Source organism: Nonomuraea sp. NEAU-A123, assembly GCF_018603905.1.
Lineage (GTDB): Bacteria > Actinomycetota > Actinomycetes > Streptosporangiales > Streptosporangiaceae > Nonomuraea.
Genome location: NZ_JAHFZZ010000018.1, coordinates 27,054 through 42,996 on the forward strand (window position 1 = coordinate 27,054; position 15,943 = coordinate 42,996).

The 15,943-nt window shown below is 70.4% G+C and carries 11 protein-coding genes; 4 read left to right on the forward strand and 7 right to left on the reverse strand.

Annotated elements, in window-relative coordinates; genetic code table 11:
* Positions 1-76: 76 nt before the first annotated feature.
* The 3 genes from KLK06_RS41530 to KLK06_RS41540 all read right to left on the reverse strand — a co-directional run bounded on the left by KLK06_RS41530 (position 77) and on the right by KLK06_RS41540 (position 2,104).
* The gene (locus tag KLK06_RS41530) at positions 77-901 is read right to left on the reverse strand and encodes a hypothetical protein (RefSeq protein ID WP_250906829.1); all 825 of its coding nucleotides are present in this window, start codon (positions 899-901) and stop codon (positions 77-79) included.
* Between the two features lie 311 nt (positions 902-1,212).
* Complete coding sequence (locus tag KLK06_RS41535; RefSeq protein ID WP_214641197.1) at positions 1,213-1,764, reverse strand: I66 family serine proteinase inhibitor; 552 nt, start codon at positions 1,762-1,764, stop codon at positions 1,213-1,215.
* A gap of 136 nt (positions 1,765-1,900) precedes the next feature.
* Positions 1,901-2,104, reverse strand: a complete 204-nt coding sequence (locus KLK06_RS41540; RefSeq protein WP_214641198.1) for a hypothetical protein — start codon at positions 2,102-2,104, stop codon at positions 1,901-1,903.
* Here KLK06_RS41540 and KLK06_RS41545 point away from each other — a divergent pair.
* A complete protein-coding gene (locus tag KLK06_RS41545; protein ID WP_214641199.1) occupies positions 2,103-3,107 on the forward strand; it encodes a hypothetical protein in 1,005 nt (334 codons plus the stop codon). The genes KLK06_RS41540 and KLK06_RS41545 overlap by 2 nt on opposite strands.
* A 33-nt stretch (positions 3,108-3,140) precedes the next feature.
* Here KLK06_RS41545 and KLK06_RS41550 read toward each other — a convergent pair whose 3' ends face one another.
* Positions 3,141-8,630: a biotin carboxylase N-terminal domain-containing protein gene (locus tag KLK06_RS41550; protein WP_214641200.1), complete on the reverse strand. Its 5,490-nt coding sequence runs from the start codon at positions 8,628-8,630 to the stop codon at positions 3,141-3,143.
* Positions 8,631-8,946: 316 nt separating this feature from the next.
* Between KLK06_RS41550 and KLK06_RS61940 the strand changes: the two genes are divergently transcribed.
* A complete protein-coding gene (locus KLK06_RS61940; protein ID WP_214641201.1) occupies positions 8,947-9,291 on the forward strand; it encodes an SDR family oxidoreductase in 345 nt (114 codons plus the stop codon).
* A gap of 21 nt (positions 9,292-9,312) precedes the next feature.
* On the opposite strand, the gene KLK06_RS41560 is transcribed toward KLK06_RS61940, so the two are convergent.
* Positions 9,313-10,296: a helix-turn-helix domain-containing protein gene (locus KLK06_RS41560; RefSeq protein WP_214641202.1), complete on the reverse strand. Its 984-nt coding sequence runs from the start codon at positions 10,294-10,296 to the stop codon at positions 9,313-9,315.
* Between the two features lie 101 nt (positions 10,297-10,397).
* Between KLK06_RS41560 and KLK06_RS41565 the strand changes: the two genes are divergently transcribed.
* A complete protein-coding gene (locus KLK06_RS41565) occupies positions 10,398-11,429 on the forward strand; it encodes a trans-acting enoyl reductase family protein (RefSeq protein ID WP_214641203.1) in 1,032 nt (343 codons plus the stop codon).
* 12 nt (positions 11,430-11,441) lie between these two features.
* Here the strand turns inward: KLK06_RS41565 and KLK06_RS41570 are convergent, their stop codons facing one another.
* On the reverse strand, positions 11,442-11,990 hold the full coding sequence (locus KLK06_RS41570) for a MerR family transcriptional regulator (RefSeq protein WP_214641204.1): 549 nt from the start codon (positions 11,988-11,990) through the stop codon (positions 11,442-11,444).
* A gap of 644 nt (positions 11,991-12,634) precedes the next feature.
* Here KLK06_RS41570 and KLK06_RS41575 point away from each other — a divergent pair.
* Positions 12,635-13,495, forward strand: a complete 861-nt coding sequence (locus tag KLK06_RS41575; protein ID WP_214641205.1) for a hypothetical protein — start codon at positions 12,635-12,637, stop codon at positions 13,493-13,495.
* 8 nt (positions 13,496-13,503) lie between these two features.
* On the opposite strand, the gene KLK06_RS41580 is transcribed toward KLK06_RS41575, so the two are convergent.
* The gene (locus tag KLK06_RS41580) at positions 13,504-15,711 is read right to left on the reverse strand and encodes an NACHT domain-containing NTPase (RefSeq protein WP_214641206.1); all 2,208 of its coding nucleotides are present in this window, start codon (positions 15,709-15,711) and stop codon (positions 13,504-13,506) included.
* Positions 15,712-15,943: the final 232 nt, after the last annotated feature.

The window sequence follows — 15,943 nt, forward strand, 5'->3', positions numbered from 1 at the left end:
CGCGGGGCGCGCCCGCCCTCGCGCCTCCCCCCCCCCCCCCCCCCCCCGGCAGTAGCCGATCACCATCACGAATGGCTCAGCTCGGCGGGGTCAGCCCGTTTTTGGAGACTGGTACGGCCAACTGCAAGGCACCGGTCAGTCTCGCGTCCTCTGCCGGCAGCCTCGCCAGCACCGGGTTGAGGTGGGTGAGGGTCAGCCCCACCGCAGAGATGGTCGGGGCGAGGATGTCGAACTTCTCCAGATCGACCCATTGCACGATGTTCAGCACGTCCGCCGGGATGTCGTCACCGGACTTCTGCACCGGTACGCAGAGTTGGCGGGCATTGGCGACCCGGACGTCCGCGGCCGGGATCTGGTTGGTCAGCACCGGGTTGAGCTGGGTGAGGGAAAGGCCGACGTTCATGACCGGGTTCGGCGTGTGGGCGTAGCACAGCAGGTCGATGTGCGAGATGAGCCGCACGACGTCCGGGGCGGGGACCACCCCGTTCTTGGCCACCGGGACGCACAGGTGCTGAGGCACGTTCAGGGTGACCCCTATGCCCGGCACATTCTGCAGGACCGGGTTGAGATGGCGCAGCGCCAGGGGCAGGTTGAGCGAGGGACCAGTGACCTTGTAGCAGGACAGGTCGACGAACCTGATGAAATCGAGGGCGGTCGGCGGCGGGATCACGTTGTTCTTGGCCACCGGGACGCACAGTTGCTCGCGCTGTCCGAGCGTGACCTGCACGGTCGGCTGATTGGCGAGTACGGGGTTGAGGTGCCGCAACAGCAGCGTGGTGGCCGGCGGCTGGTACAGGGTGGTCCTGAAGCATTCCAGGTCGAGGTTCGTCACGAATTCCTTCGGCGTCGGCAGTACCTGGGCCCGGGCGGGCGGCGCGACGAGAAAGGCTACGACGAACATTGCGAGGCCGGCCGATAAGAGACGTCGTACGAGGTTTTTCGCGCGGCGATGTGGCGTGACCGTGCCGTCCATAAACGACTCCATTTCTGTAGACGGTGCCTCGACTGTGCTCCTATAAGCCCGGCCGGACAAGGCGTGTGACCCCTTTTTGCCACGCCGACATCCACGGAAAGTCGGGCTTGTTTTCGGCCCGAACCTCCGGTCATTTCCGCGTTAGAAGATATGGCCGCGCGGTGCTCCAGTAACAGCCCCTGCCGGACGTGACGTACCGGCAGGGGCGAGCAACACGCCTCTGGTGAAGACGCGCGAGATCAGCCGACAGACTCGACGGTCCACAGCGGGGCCTGGACCCCCGGAGGAAGCAGCAGGACCCGCTTGGGCAGCAGGCTGCGGTCCTCGGCGAAGTGCCGTCCGATGTACTGGTCGGTGCCCGCCAGTTTGATGGTGACGACCTTCGCGCCGGCGGAGAGCTCGTCTCCTTCGTCTGCGTCGCCCTCCGGGGATTCGAGGATCCAGGTCGAGTAAGGCGGGATCTGGCCGGGCTCGCTCACGGAGAGTTGGGAGAAGGGCTCAAGGCTGGGGTCGGCGTACACCACGCCACCGGTTCTCTCGTCCCGGAACCGGACGCCCTCAGGGGTGTTGACGACACGGAACTTGGTGGGCAGAGGGTGGGGCAGCAGGGCCGCGAAGAGCTTGTTGCCGACGTTCACCACGTGCCCTCCGCCGATCTTGAGGATCACCACGCCACTGATGGGCGACGGGGCCTGACGGGCGGTGGCGCAGGAGGCGTCAGCGAGCCAGGGGGTCAGGGCAACGGCCAGGGTCGCGGCCAGGACGGCCAGCCGGGTGCGAAGCATCCGCATGTCTTCTCCCTATCCTTCGGGTGCGATGAGCCGGCTGACCGGGTTTCGGCCCGGCAGCCGTATCACAGAAAGCATGCGATCAATTACTCTCCGTAGCTGTAGTCGGATGGTGACGTTGCCGTGACCAAGCCGCTGATCAGTCTGTGACAGCCACCATCGCGATCGACACCAGAATCCCCGGCCGGTCGACGCCCAGCTTGCTCACGCAGCGCGGCGGCCGTACGTCCGGGAAGAACTCGTCGAAGACCTCGATGACGCCATCGGCGTCTTCGGGTCGCTTGCCAGCGCGTACCGGCCACCTGAGAATGCGAGCAAGTCGTCTACGGGGTGGTGCCGTCATGGCTCTGACCGCTACCGGGGTGTGGGACGCGCTGGCCGACCCGCTCACAGCCGTGGTCGTCGTCGTGCTCCTCACGGTGCTGGCGTCAGTCAGCAGATCATGCCTGCTGCGCGTGGTTCTGCTCGGTCTCGCCATAGCGGAGCTGGTGTGGACGGGCATCACGTACGCGTCCCTGGGCAAGTCCCCGGGGCAGCTGCTGCGCGAGCTGAAATGGGACGGGGTGGTGTCCTTCCTGGAGCGGCCGCTGGTCGCCCTCGTGCTCGCGGTGTTGCTGGCGTTCATCGGCTCGCAGTCGGGGTGGCGGCTGACCAAGCTGCTGGCGTTCTGCGGAGCGGTCGCCGCCCTGGTGTGGGCGGCGATCCGCTACTCGGCGGTGGGCGGAATCGTCTCGTCGGCGTTCCAGTTCGCCGGGACCGTCCTGATCTGGCTCATCGTCGCGGTGGTCGTGATCTCGCTGGCGGTCATCGCCGCGATCCTCGTGATGTTCTTCGCCTCCCCGCCCGCGCGCCGGCGCTCGTTCGGGCACGTCCCCAGGCTCGACCCCGAGGGGACGGAGGCGGACCGCGTCGCCCGGTTCCAGGCGCTGCCGGACGCGCTGGCGGAACTGCTGGACGACGCCATGCCGGACTCCGACCAGCCGGGAGAGCTCCTGCGCTTCTACTTCTCCGGCCTCCACGACCTGCGCGAGGAGATCCACGACATTCACCTGCGTTGCGATCGGGAGATCGGCGCCCTGGCTGACTCCGCACCGCAGGAGTTTCCCGGCATCGACGCGGACATGCTCCGGGCGCTGGCGCGCAAGCGGGTGGCCCTGCCCGACAGGTACGAGTGGGCGGTGCTGCTGGACGAGCTGGACGCGCGCATTCCGTACGTCATGCTGCGACTGCTGGTGCTGCGCCGGGACTGGCGGGAGGTGGCGACCATCATCTACAAGTGCTACTTCTGCGCCGATCTGATGCTGCGCCACAGCACCGCCCGGCCCGCCCAGGACGAGGCTTACTGACCCTCGGAGCCGGGCCGGCCGGGCCGGGAAGCGTCAGCGCTTCATGCCGTGCTCGATGGCCTCGATGATCCGCGGTCGCAGCTCGGCGGCGCTGATGATCGCGTCCACCGAGCCGACCTCGACCGCGCGCTGAATGCTGTGCACCCGGTCGAACTCCGCGGCGAGCTCCCCGAGCTTCTCCGCCCGGACGGCGGAGCGCACCTCGGCGAGCTGGGCGTTCAGCGCCGCCCGCGCGGCGCCGCTGGCCGCCGAAACCTGCCTCTGCAGCTCGGTCACCCGCGGATCGGTCGCGGTGCGGTTGTTCACCTCACCGGCGAACACCACGGCAGCCGCTGGAGCACCGCCGAGCACCGAGGCGAACGAGCCCTCCAGCGCCAGCACGGTCAGGTTCGGGTTGAGCGCCTTGGAGAACACCACGAACGCGCCGCCGTGGTAGCGGGAGATCACGCAGAACACGATCGGCCCGTCGAAGTTGACGATCGCCCGGCCGATCTCCGCGCCGTACTCGAGCTGGAGCTTGCGCATCGACTCCGGCGAGCCGTCGAACCCGGACAGGTTCGCCAGCACCACCAGCGGCCGGTTGCCGGAGGCCGAGTTGATCGCCCGCGCGGTCTTCTTCGACGACCGCGGGAACAGCGTGCCCGCGGTGTAGGTGTCCGGCCCGTCGGTGGGCGGGAAGCCGCGCCGCGGCACCGACCGCGACTCGATGCCGATCAGGCAGACCGGCCAGCCGCCGATGTGCGCGTCCTGCACCGCGGACGTCTCCGCGTCAGCCATGCCCGCCCAGCGCTCCAGCACCGGGTGATCCTGGTCGGACACGGCGCGCATCACCGTGCGGATGTCGAACGGCTTCTTGCGGTCCGGGTTGTGCTCGGCCGAGAAGATCTGGCCGACGGTGGTGAAGTCGCTGCCGGCGATCGCGTGCGGAAACGCGGAGACGTCGCGGTCGGCCGGGTCGGTGGTGCAGGCCCGGCGCGGCGCCGTCTCGCCGGGCACGATGTAGGTGTGGTCGTAGTGCGCCATCAGCACGTCGCGGGCGGCCGGCAGGGTGGGCGCCCAGTACTGCGCCTGGCCGTTCGGCCCCATGACGCGGTCGTAGCCGCCGATGCCGAAGTTGTCCTCGGCCGACACGCCGCCGGAGAAGTCCAGCGAGTGCTTGCCGGTGAGCACCATCGCCGAGTCCGGCGTCATCACCAGGATGCCCTTGGTGTGCATGAGCATCGTCGCTTCGGCGTTCCAGTACGGCTGGGCGCCGACGGTGATCCCGGCGACCACGATGTTGATCTCGCCGCCCGCCTGGGTGAACGTGACGATCCGCTTGAGCGCGGCCGCGACCCAGTCCATGTTCTCGGTGCCCGAGGTCATCGAGATGCGCGCGCCCGCCGACAGCGCGAACCACTCCAGCGGCACCCGCATCCGCTCGGCGAGGTCGAGCGCGGCGATCACCCGCGAGCACTCCGGTTCCGACAGCGCGCCCAGCGCCTTGGTCGGGTCGCCGAGCAGGACGACGCGGGTGACGCCTTCGGGGTGCCGCTCGGTCGGCGTCGTGACGACGCCGGCCACGATCGCCGCGGAGTTCTTCCCCTTCGGCCGGTCCACCGGCACGAGCGCGCCGCGCTCGTCGAGGTCGTGCTCGACGAAGCCGCCCTCCGGCCCGGTGAGCAGGCCGGTCAGCTCGTACGGGTAGACGTTCCCGCGCCGGGCCGCGCGCAGCACCTTCTGGCGGTAGTCGTCCAGCGGCTGCACCGGCTCCGTCGACGGCTTGTCGACGTAGAGGCGCGCGCCATGGCCCGGGTCGAGGGTGATCCGCACGGCGACCTCGCTCAGCTCACCTGCGGAGGTGCGCTGGCGGGCAACGAACAGGACCTCCTCCAGCCCCGCGCCCGCGGTGGTCGGCAGGATGCGCTGGACCAGCATGTTGAGCTCGTCGGTGGACAGCTCGGTCGACGGCCAGACATACATCATGATCCGGTTGGTGTCGAACCGCTTGTTCTGGGGTCGCTGCGACTGGATGTTGCGGATCGCGTCCAGGCCCGCGGTGATCGCGTCCTCCACCGCGGGCAGCGCGACCAGCCTGCCGTCCGCCTCGCGTAGCGGCGTGAGGTCGCGGACCTGGCCCATCGCGATGAGCCGCTCGTCGGCCGGGTTGCTCCGCGCCACGGCCTTGAACAGGTAGATCTCCTCGTCGGCGGACGGCAGCCGGGTCAGGTCGAACTCGCGCAGCCGCTGCAGTTGCAGGCGCCGGGCGATCTGCGGGTGCAGGCCGCGGATCAGCCGGTCCTCGGTGAAGCCCGCGTCGCCGGCTCCGTCGGGCCGGAAGGTGAAGTGGTGGTGCATCACGGCGCCGCTGGTGCCGGCGACGGTGGTGGTGATCCGGCGGACGCCCGCGGGCGGCGGGTACTCGGCGAGAAGCTGTCCGAGGCGTACCGCCATCGCGTCGGCGTCCGGCTGGTCCTCCCACGTGACGTAGAGGTCGGCGACCAGCCCGCGCTCGGGGACGTCGGCGGCGAACGCGGCGACGGCGCCGATGGCGTCGGGCAGGGCGGCGATGTCGACGGCGGTGGTGACCACGCGTGTCGCGCCGCCTGAGCCGGTGTGCTCGGCGGTGACGAACCGGCAGCCCGCGCTCTCCCGCGTGGTGACCTCGGACAGTCCGCGGTTGCCGTAGTAGCGGCGGGTCAGCACCTCCAGCAGCGGCGCGTGGTCGCGCCCGGGTCGGCCGATCCGCTGGCCGATCAGCCGGACCAGCGGCTCGGCGCTGGCCACCATGGCCTGGATCCGCTCGGCGCGGTCCGGCGCGTCCGGCTCGCGGTCCAGGTAACGCAGGTCGTCGCGTACGGCGGCGTAGACCTTGGCGCGGTTGCGGCGCAGCAACGGCTGGGCGAACCAGCGGAACACGACGCCGCGGGCCAGGTCGGACACCATGGGGAAGCGCACCTGCGTGGCCTCGACCAGGTGCTCGAGGGTGAGCCCGGCGCGCTCACTGAGCGACTCGAGCGGCGGCGCGCCGGCCAGCCACTGGCGCAGCAGCTCCGACACGATCGCGACGTCGGTGCTCATCCGCTGCTGGGCCAGGAAGATCCGGAAGACCGCGGCCTCCAGCTCCGGCGTGCGGTCGAGGTCGGCGATGCCGTAGTGGGCCAGGACCTTGGTGAGCTTGGCCTGGAAGCTTTCGCTGACGCCCGCGCGCTCGACGTCGAGGCTCTGCAGGTAGCTGTGGAAGAACTCGCGCGGGCTGTGCACCTGGCTGTCCGGCTCGACGTCGAGCTTGCCGCCCGGCTTGTTGCGGCTCAGCTCGGACAGGTCGGCGAACACGGTGAGCAGATCCAGCTCGCCCTCGAGCAGCCGGCCGCCCAGCTCGGCGCGCGCGGCCAGGTAGGCGGACAGCACCCGCTTGTGGTCGTGCGGGTCGACGTCGAAGCCGAGCAGCAGGCTGCGCAGGTCCTGCAGGCCGCGCTCGACGCGCTCGGCCGCGGATGCCGCCGCGGGCTCGGCGGGCAGCTCGATCTCCACGGTCTCGGTGGCGGACTCCGCCTCCTCGGCGCCCTCGTCGAGCAGCGGCTCCAGTCGCATCAGCGGCGCGCCGGTCTCGACCTGGCTGCCCACCGACACCGGGCACTCACGGACGCGGGCGCGGAACGGCGCGCGCAGCACCGTCTCCATCTTCATGCTCTCCAGCACCAGGAGCGGCGCGCCCGACTCGACCTCGTCGCCGGCCGACACCGGCGTCGCGACCACCAGCGCGGGCGCGGGAGAACGGACGACGCCGCCCTCGTCGCGGCTGATCCGGTGCGTGACGCCGTCGACCTCGACCAGGTGGATCGGACCGTGCGTGGCCGACACCAGCCGGAACCGGCGGCCGTTGACCGCGATCTGGCCGCTGTGCGCGTCGAACCGCTCCACCTCGACGTCCGCCGGGGTGTCACCGCCGCCGGAGACGCTGACGCGGAACCGCTTGTGCCCGACCCGGGCCACGCTCACCCGGTAGCCGACGCCGCGGAGTTTGAGGTTCAGGGGGCGGCTCGAGTCGTGCTGCACCTGCGGACGGCCGCCGTGCGCGGTGGCCAGCAGCTTCTGGCGGCTGACCTCCTCCTCGTCCTGGTACGCCTCGATCGCGGCGGCGGCCAGGGCGATCGCGGAGTGCCGGTGGCTGACCAGGCGGCCCTCAGCGCGTACGCGGTCGATCCAGCCGGTGTCGGCGCTCGCGTCGATCACCTCGGGCTGGTCGAGCAGGTCGAGGACGAAGCTCTTGTTGGTCGCGCCACCCTCGATGATCACCGTGGTCTCGGCCATCGCGCGGCGCAGCCGGCCCAGTGCCTGCCGGCGGTCGCGGCCGTAGGCGATGACCTTCGCGATCATCGAGTCGAAGTCGGCCGGAATGACGTCACCCTCGCTGACGCCGGTGTCCACTCGGATGCCGGGCCCGGCGGGCAGCACCAGGCGCGCGATGCGACCCGGAGCGGGTGCGAAGTCGCGGTCGGGGTCCTCGGCGTTGAGCCGGGCCTCGATGGCGTGGCCGGCCTCGCCCGGCTGGGCGCCTTCGAGCTTCCCGCCGTCCGCCACGTGCAACTGCAGCCGGACCAGGTCGGTGCCGGTGGTGATCTCGGTGATCGGGTGCTCGACCTGCAGCCGGGTGTTGACCTCGAGGAAGGCGAACAGCTTCTCGCCGGGGTGGTAGAGGAACTCGACGGTGCACGCGCCGCGGTATTCGACGGCCACGGCGAGCCGCTCGGCCGACGCCTTCAGCTCGGCGATCTGCTCGATCGCCAGGACCGGGGAGGCTGACTCCTCGATGATCTTCTGGTTGCGCCGCTGCACCGAGCAGTCCCGGACGCCCAGCGCCCACGCGGTGCCCTGCCCGTCGGCGATGACCTGGACCTCGACGTGCCGGGCGCCGGTGACCAGGCGCTCCAGGAAGACCACGCCGGAGCCGAACGCGCGCAGCGCCTCCTGGCTGGTGCGCTCGTAGGCGTCGGCCAGCTCCTCCTCCGACGCGACCATGCGGATGCCGCGCCCGCCGCCGCCCGCGGTCGCCTTGAGCATCAGCGGGTAGCCGATCGCCTCGCCGGCGCGCAGCGCGTCCTCGAGGGTGGCGACCTCGCCGCGGCTCCACGGCGCGACCGGGACGCCGACCTCCTCGGCGATCAGCTTCGCACCGATCTTGTCGCCGAGCTTGCGCATCGCCTCCGCGCTCGGCCCGACGAAGGTGACGCCGATCTTCTCGCACAACTCGGCGAACGCCGGGTCCTCGGCGACGAATCCCCAGCCGACCCACGCGGCGTCGGCCCCGGTCTCCACCAGCGCGCGTTCCAGGACGGCGTGGTCGAGGTACGGGCGGGCCGAGGCGGGGCCCAGCGAGTAGGCGACGTCCGCTTCACGGACGAAGGTCGCGTTGCGGTCGGCGTCGGTGTAGAGGGCGACCGTCTCGATCCGTGTCCCGGTTTCTGCAGAAAGATCCCGGACGGCGTGGATGAGCCGCATAGCGGCCTCTCCACGGTTGACGATGGCGACACGACTGAACACCGGCTGAGCCTCCCAAGTACCCGCACAGAAGGCGACGTCCGGGTCCCGGAGCGTCGCCTGCACCCTGATTTCTATACCCTGCTTGATTACCGTGTGGTTAACCAATGGTCCGCATGACGCGTGCCGGAGCCGCTTCGTTGTAGGGAACCTACAAAATGCTATCCGGACCACACCGCCCGGCCGCCATCGCACGTAAGGTCTACGACAAAGCACCGCACGGTCAGGTTTGACCTGGCCGCCCAGGCAGGGTGCCGTCCAACGCTCGAGGGCGTCAGCGGGCGAAAAGGGCGCGGTGCAGCATTTCCCGTACGCGCTTGTGACGATTGTCGCGCTGGGCGGCGTCGTTGGTGGTGACGGCGCCCTCGCCCATGGAGATGGCGAGCATCAGGTCGTCGATCTCGACGACGGCGCGGAAACCGGGAGCTTCGGCCCCAAGGGCGTGCGCTGCAACGGAGTGATGCCGGGCCTGGTCATGGGCGAGACGCAGGAGGCGCAGAACGACGTCCAGCTCCAGAAGATGTTCCTGGAGCACGTCCCCACCACCCGGCTGGGCCGCCCGAGCGACCTGGCCGCGGTCGTGACCTTCCTGCTGTCCGACGACGCCGAGTGGATCAACGGCCAGGTGTGGGCCATCGACGGCGGCGCGAACATGCGCGCCTGACCCCCCTGAGGCTTCTGGTCATCATCGAGGAGCACCGACGTCCGGTCGGGGCGACCCCAGGCCGGGGCGCGAGCTGCGAAAGGTGCGGCGGTAGGTGTCCGGGGGCACGCCGACAGTGCGGTTGAAGTGTCGGCGCAGCGTCGTGGCGGTGCCCATGCCGGTGGCTTCCGCGATGGCGTCGACGCTGTCGTCGGTGGTCTCCAGCAGTTCCTGGGCGCGGCGGATCCGCTGAGTCAGCAGCCACTGCAGCGGAGTGGTTCCGGTCACCGACCTGAAGTGCCGGCCCAGATTGCGCGAACTCATCGTCACCTGGCGGGCCAGGTCCTCCACGGTCAGCGGATGGTCCAGCCGTTCGATCGCCCAGGGGAACAACTCGGCCAGCGGGTGGTTCTCCTGGGCGGGCACCGGGGACGAGACGAACTGGGCCTGGCCGCCGGCCCGGTGCGGCGGCACGACCAGGCGGCGGGCAACCGTGTTGGCGATCGCCGAGCCGTGGTCAAGGCGGACGAGGTGCAGGCACAGGTCCATCGCGGCCGCCTTTCCCGCTGAGGTGAGCACGCTGCCGTTGTCCACGTAGAGCACGTCCGGATCGACCTCCACCCGGGGATAGCGCGTGGCCAGGACCTGGGCGTGCGCCCAATGCGTGGTCGCGCGCCGCCCGTCCAGCAGGCCGGCGGCGGCCAGCACGAACGCGCCCGTGCAGAGAGCGGCCACGCGCGCGCCCGCCTCATGGGCCGCGCGCACGGCGTCGACCAGCTCGGCGGGCGGGTCCTGGTCGACATCGGCCCACGCGGGGACGATCACGGTGTCGGCGCGCGAGAGCTGGTCAAGCCCGCAGTCGGACTCCAGCCGGAAGCGGCCGACCCGTATGACGCCCGGCCCGCAGGTGACCACGCGATACCAGGGGTCGGCTATGTGGGACAGGTCGGAACCGAAGACCTCGTAGGCCAGGGACAGCTCGAAGTGCAGCATCCCGTCGGTGACGGGAATCGCGACAGTACCCATGTCCGAAATTGTACGCATAACGGCGTTCCAGACACTCGTACCGGGCAGCCGCCATCGACAGGATGTCCTCAGCGCATCATTCGAAGACGGTGGGAGAACTGATGGAATCGGGTCACGCGGTCGCGGTGTTCGGCGCGTACGGGCACACCGGGCGCTTTGTGGTGGCGGAGCTGCGGGATCGTGGGTTCGTCCCGGTTCTCTCCGGCCGCGACGCCGGCAAGCTGCGGGCGCTGGCCGCGTCCGATCCGGGGCTGGATGTCCGGCCGGCGTCGGTCGACGATCCGGCCTCGCTCGACCGTGCGCTGGCCGGCACGGCGGCTGTGATCAACTGTGCCGGGCCCTTCGCCACGACCGCCGCCCCGGTGATCGAGGCGGCTCTGCGCGCCGGGATCCCGTACGTGGATGTGGCGGCCGAGATCGAGGCCAATGTCGATACGTTCGCGCACTTCGCCGACCGCGCCCGTGCCGCCGGAGCCGTGATCGTTCCGGCGATGGCCTTCTTCGGCGGTCTCGGTGACCTGCTGGCCACCGCCGCGATGGGCGACTGGACGGTCGCCGACGAGGCGCACGTCGCGTACGCGCTGAGCAGTTGGCACCCCACCGCGGGGACGCGCGACGCGGGCAAGGTCTCCCGGGAGCGGCGGGACGGCCGGCGGGTCCGCTTCACCAACGGGAAGCTGGAGTATCACCAGGACGAGCTGCCGTCCCTGAAGTGGACGTTTCCCGATCCGACGGGCGTGCGGCCCGTCTTCGGGGAGTTCAGCATGGCCGACGTCGTCACGATCCCCAGCCACCTGGCGGTCCCCGAGGTGCGCTCGTACATGACGGTCGAGGCGGTCGAGGACCTGTCGGCCCCGGACACGCCGGCGCCGGCGGCGGCCGACGAGCGCGGACGCTCCGACCAGAGGTTCGTCGTCGATGTCGTCGTACGCTCCGGCGGCGCGGAACGGCGCGCCACGGCGAGCGGCCAGGACATCTACGCCGTCAGCGCGCCGCTGGCGGTGGAGGCGGTCCACCGCATCCTCACCGGTCAGACCACGACGACCGGGGTCGCCTCCGCCGGGGAGATCTTCGACGCGCCCGGCTTCCTCCGCGCGCTGTCCGCGCACCTTTCGCTCGAACTGCGCCAGTAGCGCCGGCGTCCCTCACTCCGCCGGTAGTGCCCGGCGCGTCGGCTGGTGCGGCAGCGTCGTGCGGTCGATGCGGGTGGCGGGGTCGAGGTGCTCGACGTGCGACCCGGTCGAGCCCCCGTACGTGGCGATCTTGTACTCGGTCGCCGTGAGGGAGAGGGTCAGCTCACGGATCCGGCGGCGGATGGTGTCGCGGTGTTCGAGCAGCATGTCGAGCCGCTCGGGCACCGTGCGCTCCCCTGCGTCGACGAGCGAGACGTAGTGCTGCAGGTCACGCATCGGCATGCCGGACAGCCGCATCCTGGTGACGAACACCAGGCGCCGCACCGCTCCGGCGTCGTAGACGCGATGACCGTTGCCGTCGCGGGGCACCTCGACCAGCCCGGCCCGCTCGTAATAGCGCAGCGTGTGAGGCGAGACGTCGAGAAGGTCGGCGACCTCGTTGATCATCATCGACTCGGGCGTGTCGGCCAGGTCGGCGAGACGATGGATCGCCTCGACCGACAGCGGGCCGTCGTCCCCGAGCGTTTCGAGCGCCCTGGACATCAGATCGTCGGTGGCCATGACAGCCAGCCTAGATGGGCCGGACCGATGCCCTCGAATCCGGCACCGCGGGCGATCGCCTCCTGACCACGCCCCTACGTCGTACCCGAGATATGCTCAGCGTTCTCGCGCCCGAGTGGCAGCCGCAGCGGCACCCCCGCACCGTGCGCGAGGGACACGATGATCTCGGCGGCCCGCGCCGGGGACATCGCAAGGTGTCCTGTGAGGCGTGTGAACACTCGTTTCCAGGATAGAAGCCTCCCCCCGGGAACGCGTACTCAGCGCTCTTACCATGGTGCCGAAAGGGCTTTCATGTCAGCCAACCCTCCGTTCGTCTGCCCGACCTGCCAGGGCGTGATCGTCTCCTCCCAAGCCGACTCCTATACGCCCACTCGTGGGCGGCTCATCGTGACCAACGGCTTCTGCCAAGGACACGGCTCCAGCCCCGAGCCCGCCCCTGAGCCACACGCTGAAAAGCTCCCTGCCGGCCAAGGCGCGCAGTAACGCCCTCAGGACGATCCATAGAGGCCTCCGTGCACCCGCGCCAGCAACCGGCGCAGGTGCACGGCATCGGGAGCTGTCGCCGAACATCGGCTGGAACTCGATGGAACGCCTTCCGGGTGAGTGCTCATGAGGCACCGTCTCACCCGAGAAAAGGGGCGTACATGTCAGAACGTCGATCAGGCCGCGTTCCGCGCGGCATGCTGCGGGTGCTCGGGGGCGCGGCGGCGCTGGCCACCCTGCCGGCCATTCTGTCCATGCAGCCCGCGATGGCGGCGCCCTGCTACGGCGACTGCCAACCCGGTGTGGTGCGTTCCGCGGGCGTCCTCAAGTACGACGCCCCCGTGGGAGTGGACGACCAGATCACCATCAGCGCCGGCGACGGGTTCCTCACCGTCGCCGACCCCGCCGCCACGCTCACCGTGGGCCCCGGATGCACCCTGGTGACCCCGCACGAGGCACGCTGCGCGCCCGCGCCCGCCGGGTTCATGGCCATCCGCGGGTTGGACGGCAACGACGTGATCACGAACACCACGGCCCTCGCCGCGCGCCTGATGGGCGACAACGGCGACGACCGGCTCGTCGGCGGCTCCGGCGACGACACGCTGAACGGCGGGTTCGGCAGCGACGTGCTGCAGGGCGGCGGCGGTTCCGACACCGCCACCTACTCCGGGATATCGAACCGGCTCAGCGTCCGGGCCGACCTCGACGGCGCGACCGGCGACGACGGCAGCTCCGAAGACGGCCCCGCGGGGGCCCGCGACACCATCGCCGCGGACGTGGAGAACCTGGAAGGCACCAACACCGACGACGTGCTCATCGGCAACGCGGGCCCGAACGTCATCAACGGTTCGGGCGGCCACGACCAGATCCAGGGCCTGGGCGGCAACGACCAGCTCACCGGCAGGGGCGGCGGCACCGTCGACGGGGGCGCCGACACCGACCACTGCACCTCCAACCTCGTGGGGCTGCCGGCGCAGGCGGACACCTTCATCGGCTGCGAGACCACGGAGATCGTCACGTAGGGCGCCCTTCACCGGTCCGCCCCTCCCCCGCTGCCGGGACCGCCGAGAGCCAGGCGGTCTCGCAGCAGGGCGTGGCGGAACTGGAACACTCCGCCCACCTGGCGCAGCGCCCCCCGCCGCGCGGCGTCCTGCAAGAACGCCATCGGCCGCCAAGGCAGCCTTCCGGCTGCCGCGAGAGACAGCAGCGCGAGCAGGAACTGGGTGTACGCCGTGCACAGCCACGCGCAGAGGCCACCCGCCACCCCGACGTGAACGGCCCGGTCGGCGAGCTGCCACGCATCGTGCGGCTCCCCGTCCATGAACGGGATGAACATGGCGGTCATGAACGCGGTGATGACGGCGCCGAAGAGCGCGGCGGTCGTGGTCCAGCTCCGGTCCGAGCGGAGAACCTCGGCGGGCGTCGCCCCGCGCTCGGTGTCGATGTCATCGAAGACCGTGACGAACTCAGCGCCGAGCCCGGTGACGAAGCTGTAGAAGAAGCCACAGCAGAAACCGAAGGCGAAGGCGATCAGCAGCAGGGAAACGGAGTACTGCACGTAGCCGGACACACTCGATACGCCGGGCGGGCGCCTGGTCAAGCAGGTGATCAGGGTGATGATGAGCATGGTGGGGACACCGCTCTCCACCCCGCCCCTCAACCCGCGCCGGAGCCCGGAGCCGAGACCCAGGCAGATGCGCAGGCCCGCTGACCGGCCCGTTCGGCGGATGGCGAATCGGCGGAACTTCGGGATTTTCGGGAACAACGGCGTCCAAAGGCTGTTCACCGCTCCGACCACGAGCCCACCCCCGAGACCCCATAACAGGTCCTGCCCTGCTCTCGTGGCGGGGTCTTCGGCTGTCAGGCTCCAGGGGAGTCCCACGAGCGTGTTGGCGAGCGCGAGCACGATCCCGGCCGCGACGGCCCAGATCAGGACGCGGGCCCGTCGGGGGACGGCGTGGGCCAGCTCCCACCAGGCCAGGTCGTGGATGTCGCGGCGGTGCAGGTGACGGGCGAGGAAGGCGAGCCAGCGGTGCGCGTCCCGGCCGTTCCAGGGGCGTTCGTCGGCAGTGGCCTCGGGCAGGTCGGGATAGAGGACGCCGAGGAGCTGGTCGAGCAGATACGACCGCAGGGCGGCGGCGCTGGGCAGGGTCAGCAGCTGATCGGGATCGCCCTGGCCGTCGGCGTAGGCCAGGCGGGCCAGCGACAGGTTCAGCGGCACCGACAGTGTCGCCGCCAGTTCGCCGCGAGGCTCGCGGCGTATGCGGGTGAACACCTTCTCCCACCGCGCGACCCGGTCAGGTCGCGTCGCGTCACTCAAGTAGGCACAGATCTCCTCGGGGGAGAGCGGATCGAGTTCGATCACCGCGGCCCCTGTGATCACATCGGCGTCTCGTACCGCCTCGTGGTATTCGCCGCTCCTGCTGGTGACGATCAGCGGAGCGCCGGGCGTGAACGCGGCGTTGATGGCGCGCAGGGCCGTCCCGCGGACCCTGGCGGGCATCTCGTCGAGTCCGTCCAGCACCGGGAGCAGCGACTCGATCCAGGTGAATCCGCTGACGCCGTAGTCCTGGTCCAGCCGCTCCGTGATCCATTGCCGCAGGGTCTGCGCGGTGGGGTCCCAGGTGGGCAGTCTCAAGATCACGGGTACTGGCCGCGTTCCAGAGGCGGGTGCGGCCAGGCAGGCCAGGGCGAAGCGGATGATCAAGCTGGTCTTGCCTGAGCCGGGTGCGCCGAGCACGACCAGTCGCCGGGTCGGCACTGACGTGGTCACGACGCGGTGCAGGTCGTCCAGGGTGCCATCCAGCCGCAGCGGGGCATCGCCGTCGCCTTGGCGGATGACCCGCCAGTGGTCGCAGGCCGGCGGGCCGACCGTGTGCCAGGAGACCGGCATCGGAAGGGGGTCCAGGAGCCGTCGCTGCCGCTTCTCGGCGTCGCACTGCTCGGACACCTTGGCGGCCAGGAACCGCAGGCGCCGTTCCTTCAGTAGTCCGTGGTCGTCGTCCGGCGCTCCAGTCGCGGTGCGGTCCTCGCCGCGCCGGCGCAGCCACCCAATCAGCGATGCGGCCGCGGCCAGGACGGCGACGGACGCCGACAGCATGCTCGACCCTTGGTCGGCTGCCGTCGGCCCTTCCAGGTGGAGGAGCAACCCCAGGCCGAGCAGCCCGCCGCCCGCCGCGACCACCACCGCGGTCACGGTCCACCGCGAGCGCTTGGGACGAAGACGTCGACTTCGCACGGGACCAGGATGCCGCACTCCGCACGCTCTGGGTAATCGAGCCGATGCGCTGGGTCATCGACGGGGTCGATGACTCCGGTAGCGAGGATTGTTGGTGACGCTTCATGAGATCATCTAGATCATGATGGGTCTGTCAGGTTTGGGCCGCCGCGTCCCGCACGCCTCCGGGTCGGCCGGCGGGGCTTCCGCGACGTTCGACGCCGCCCTGGTCGCTGCGTCGGTCGCGTGCTGA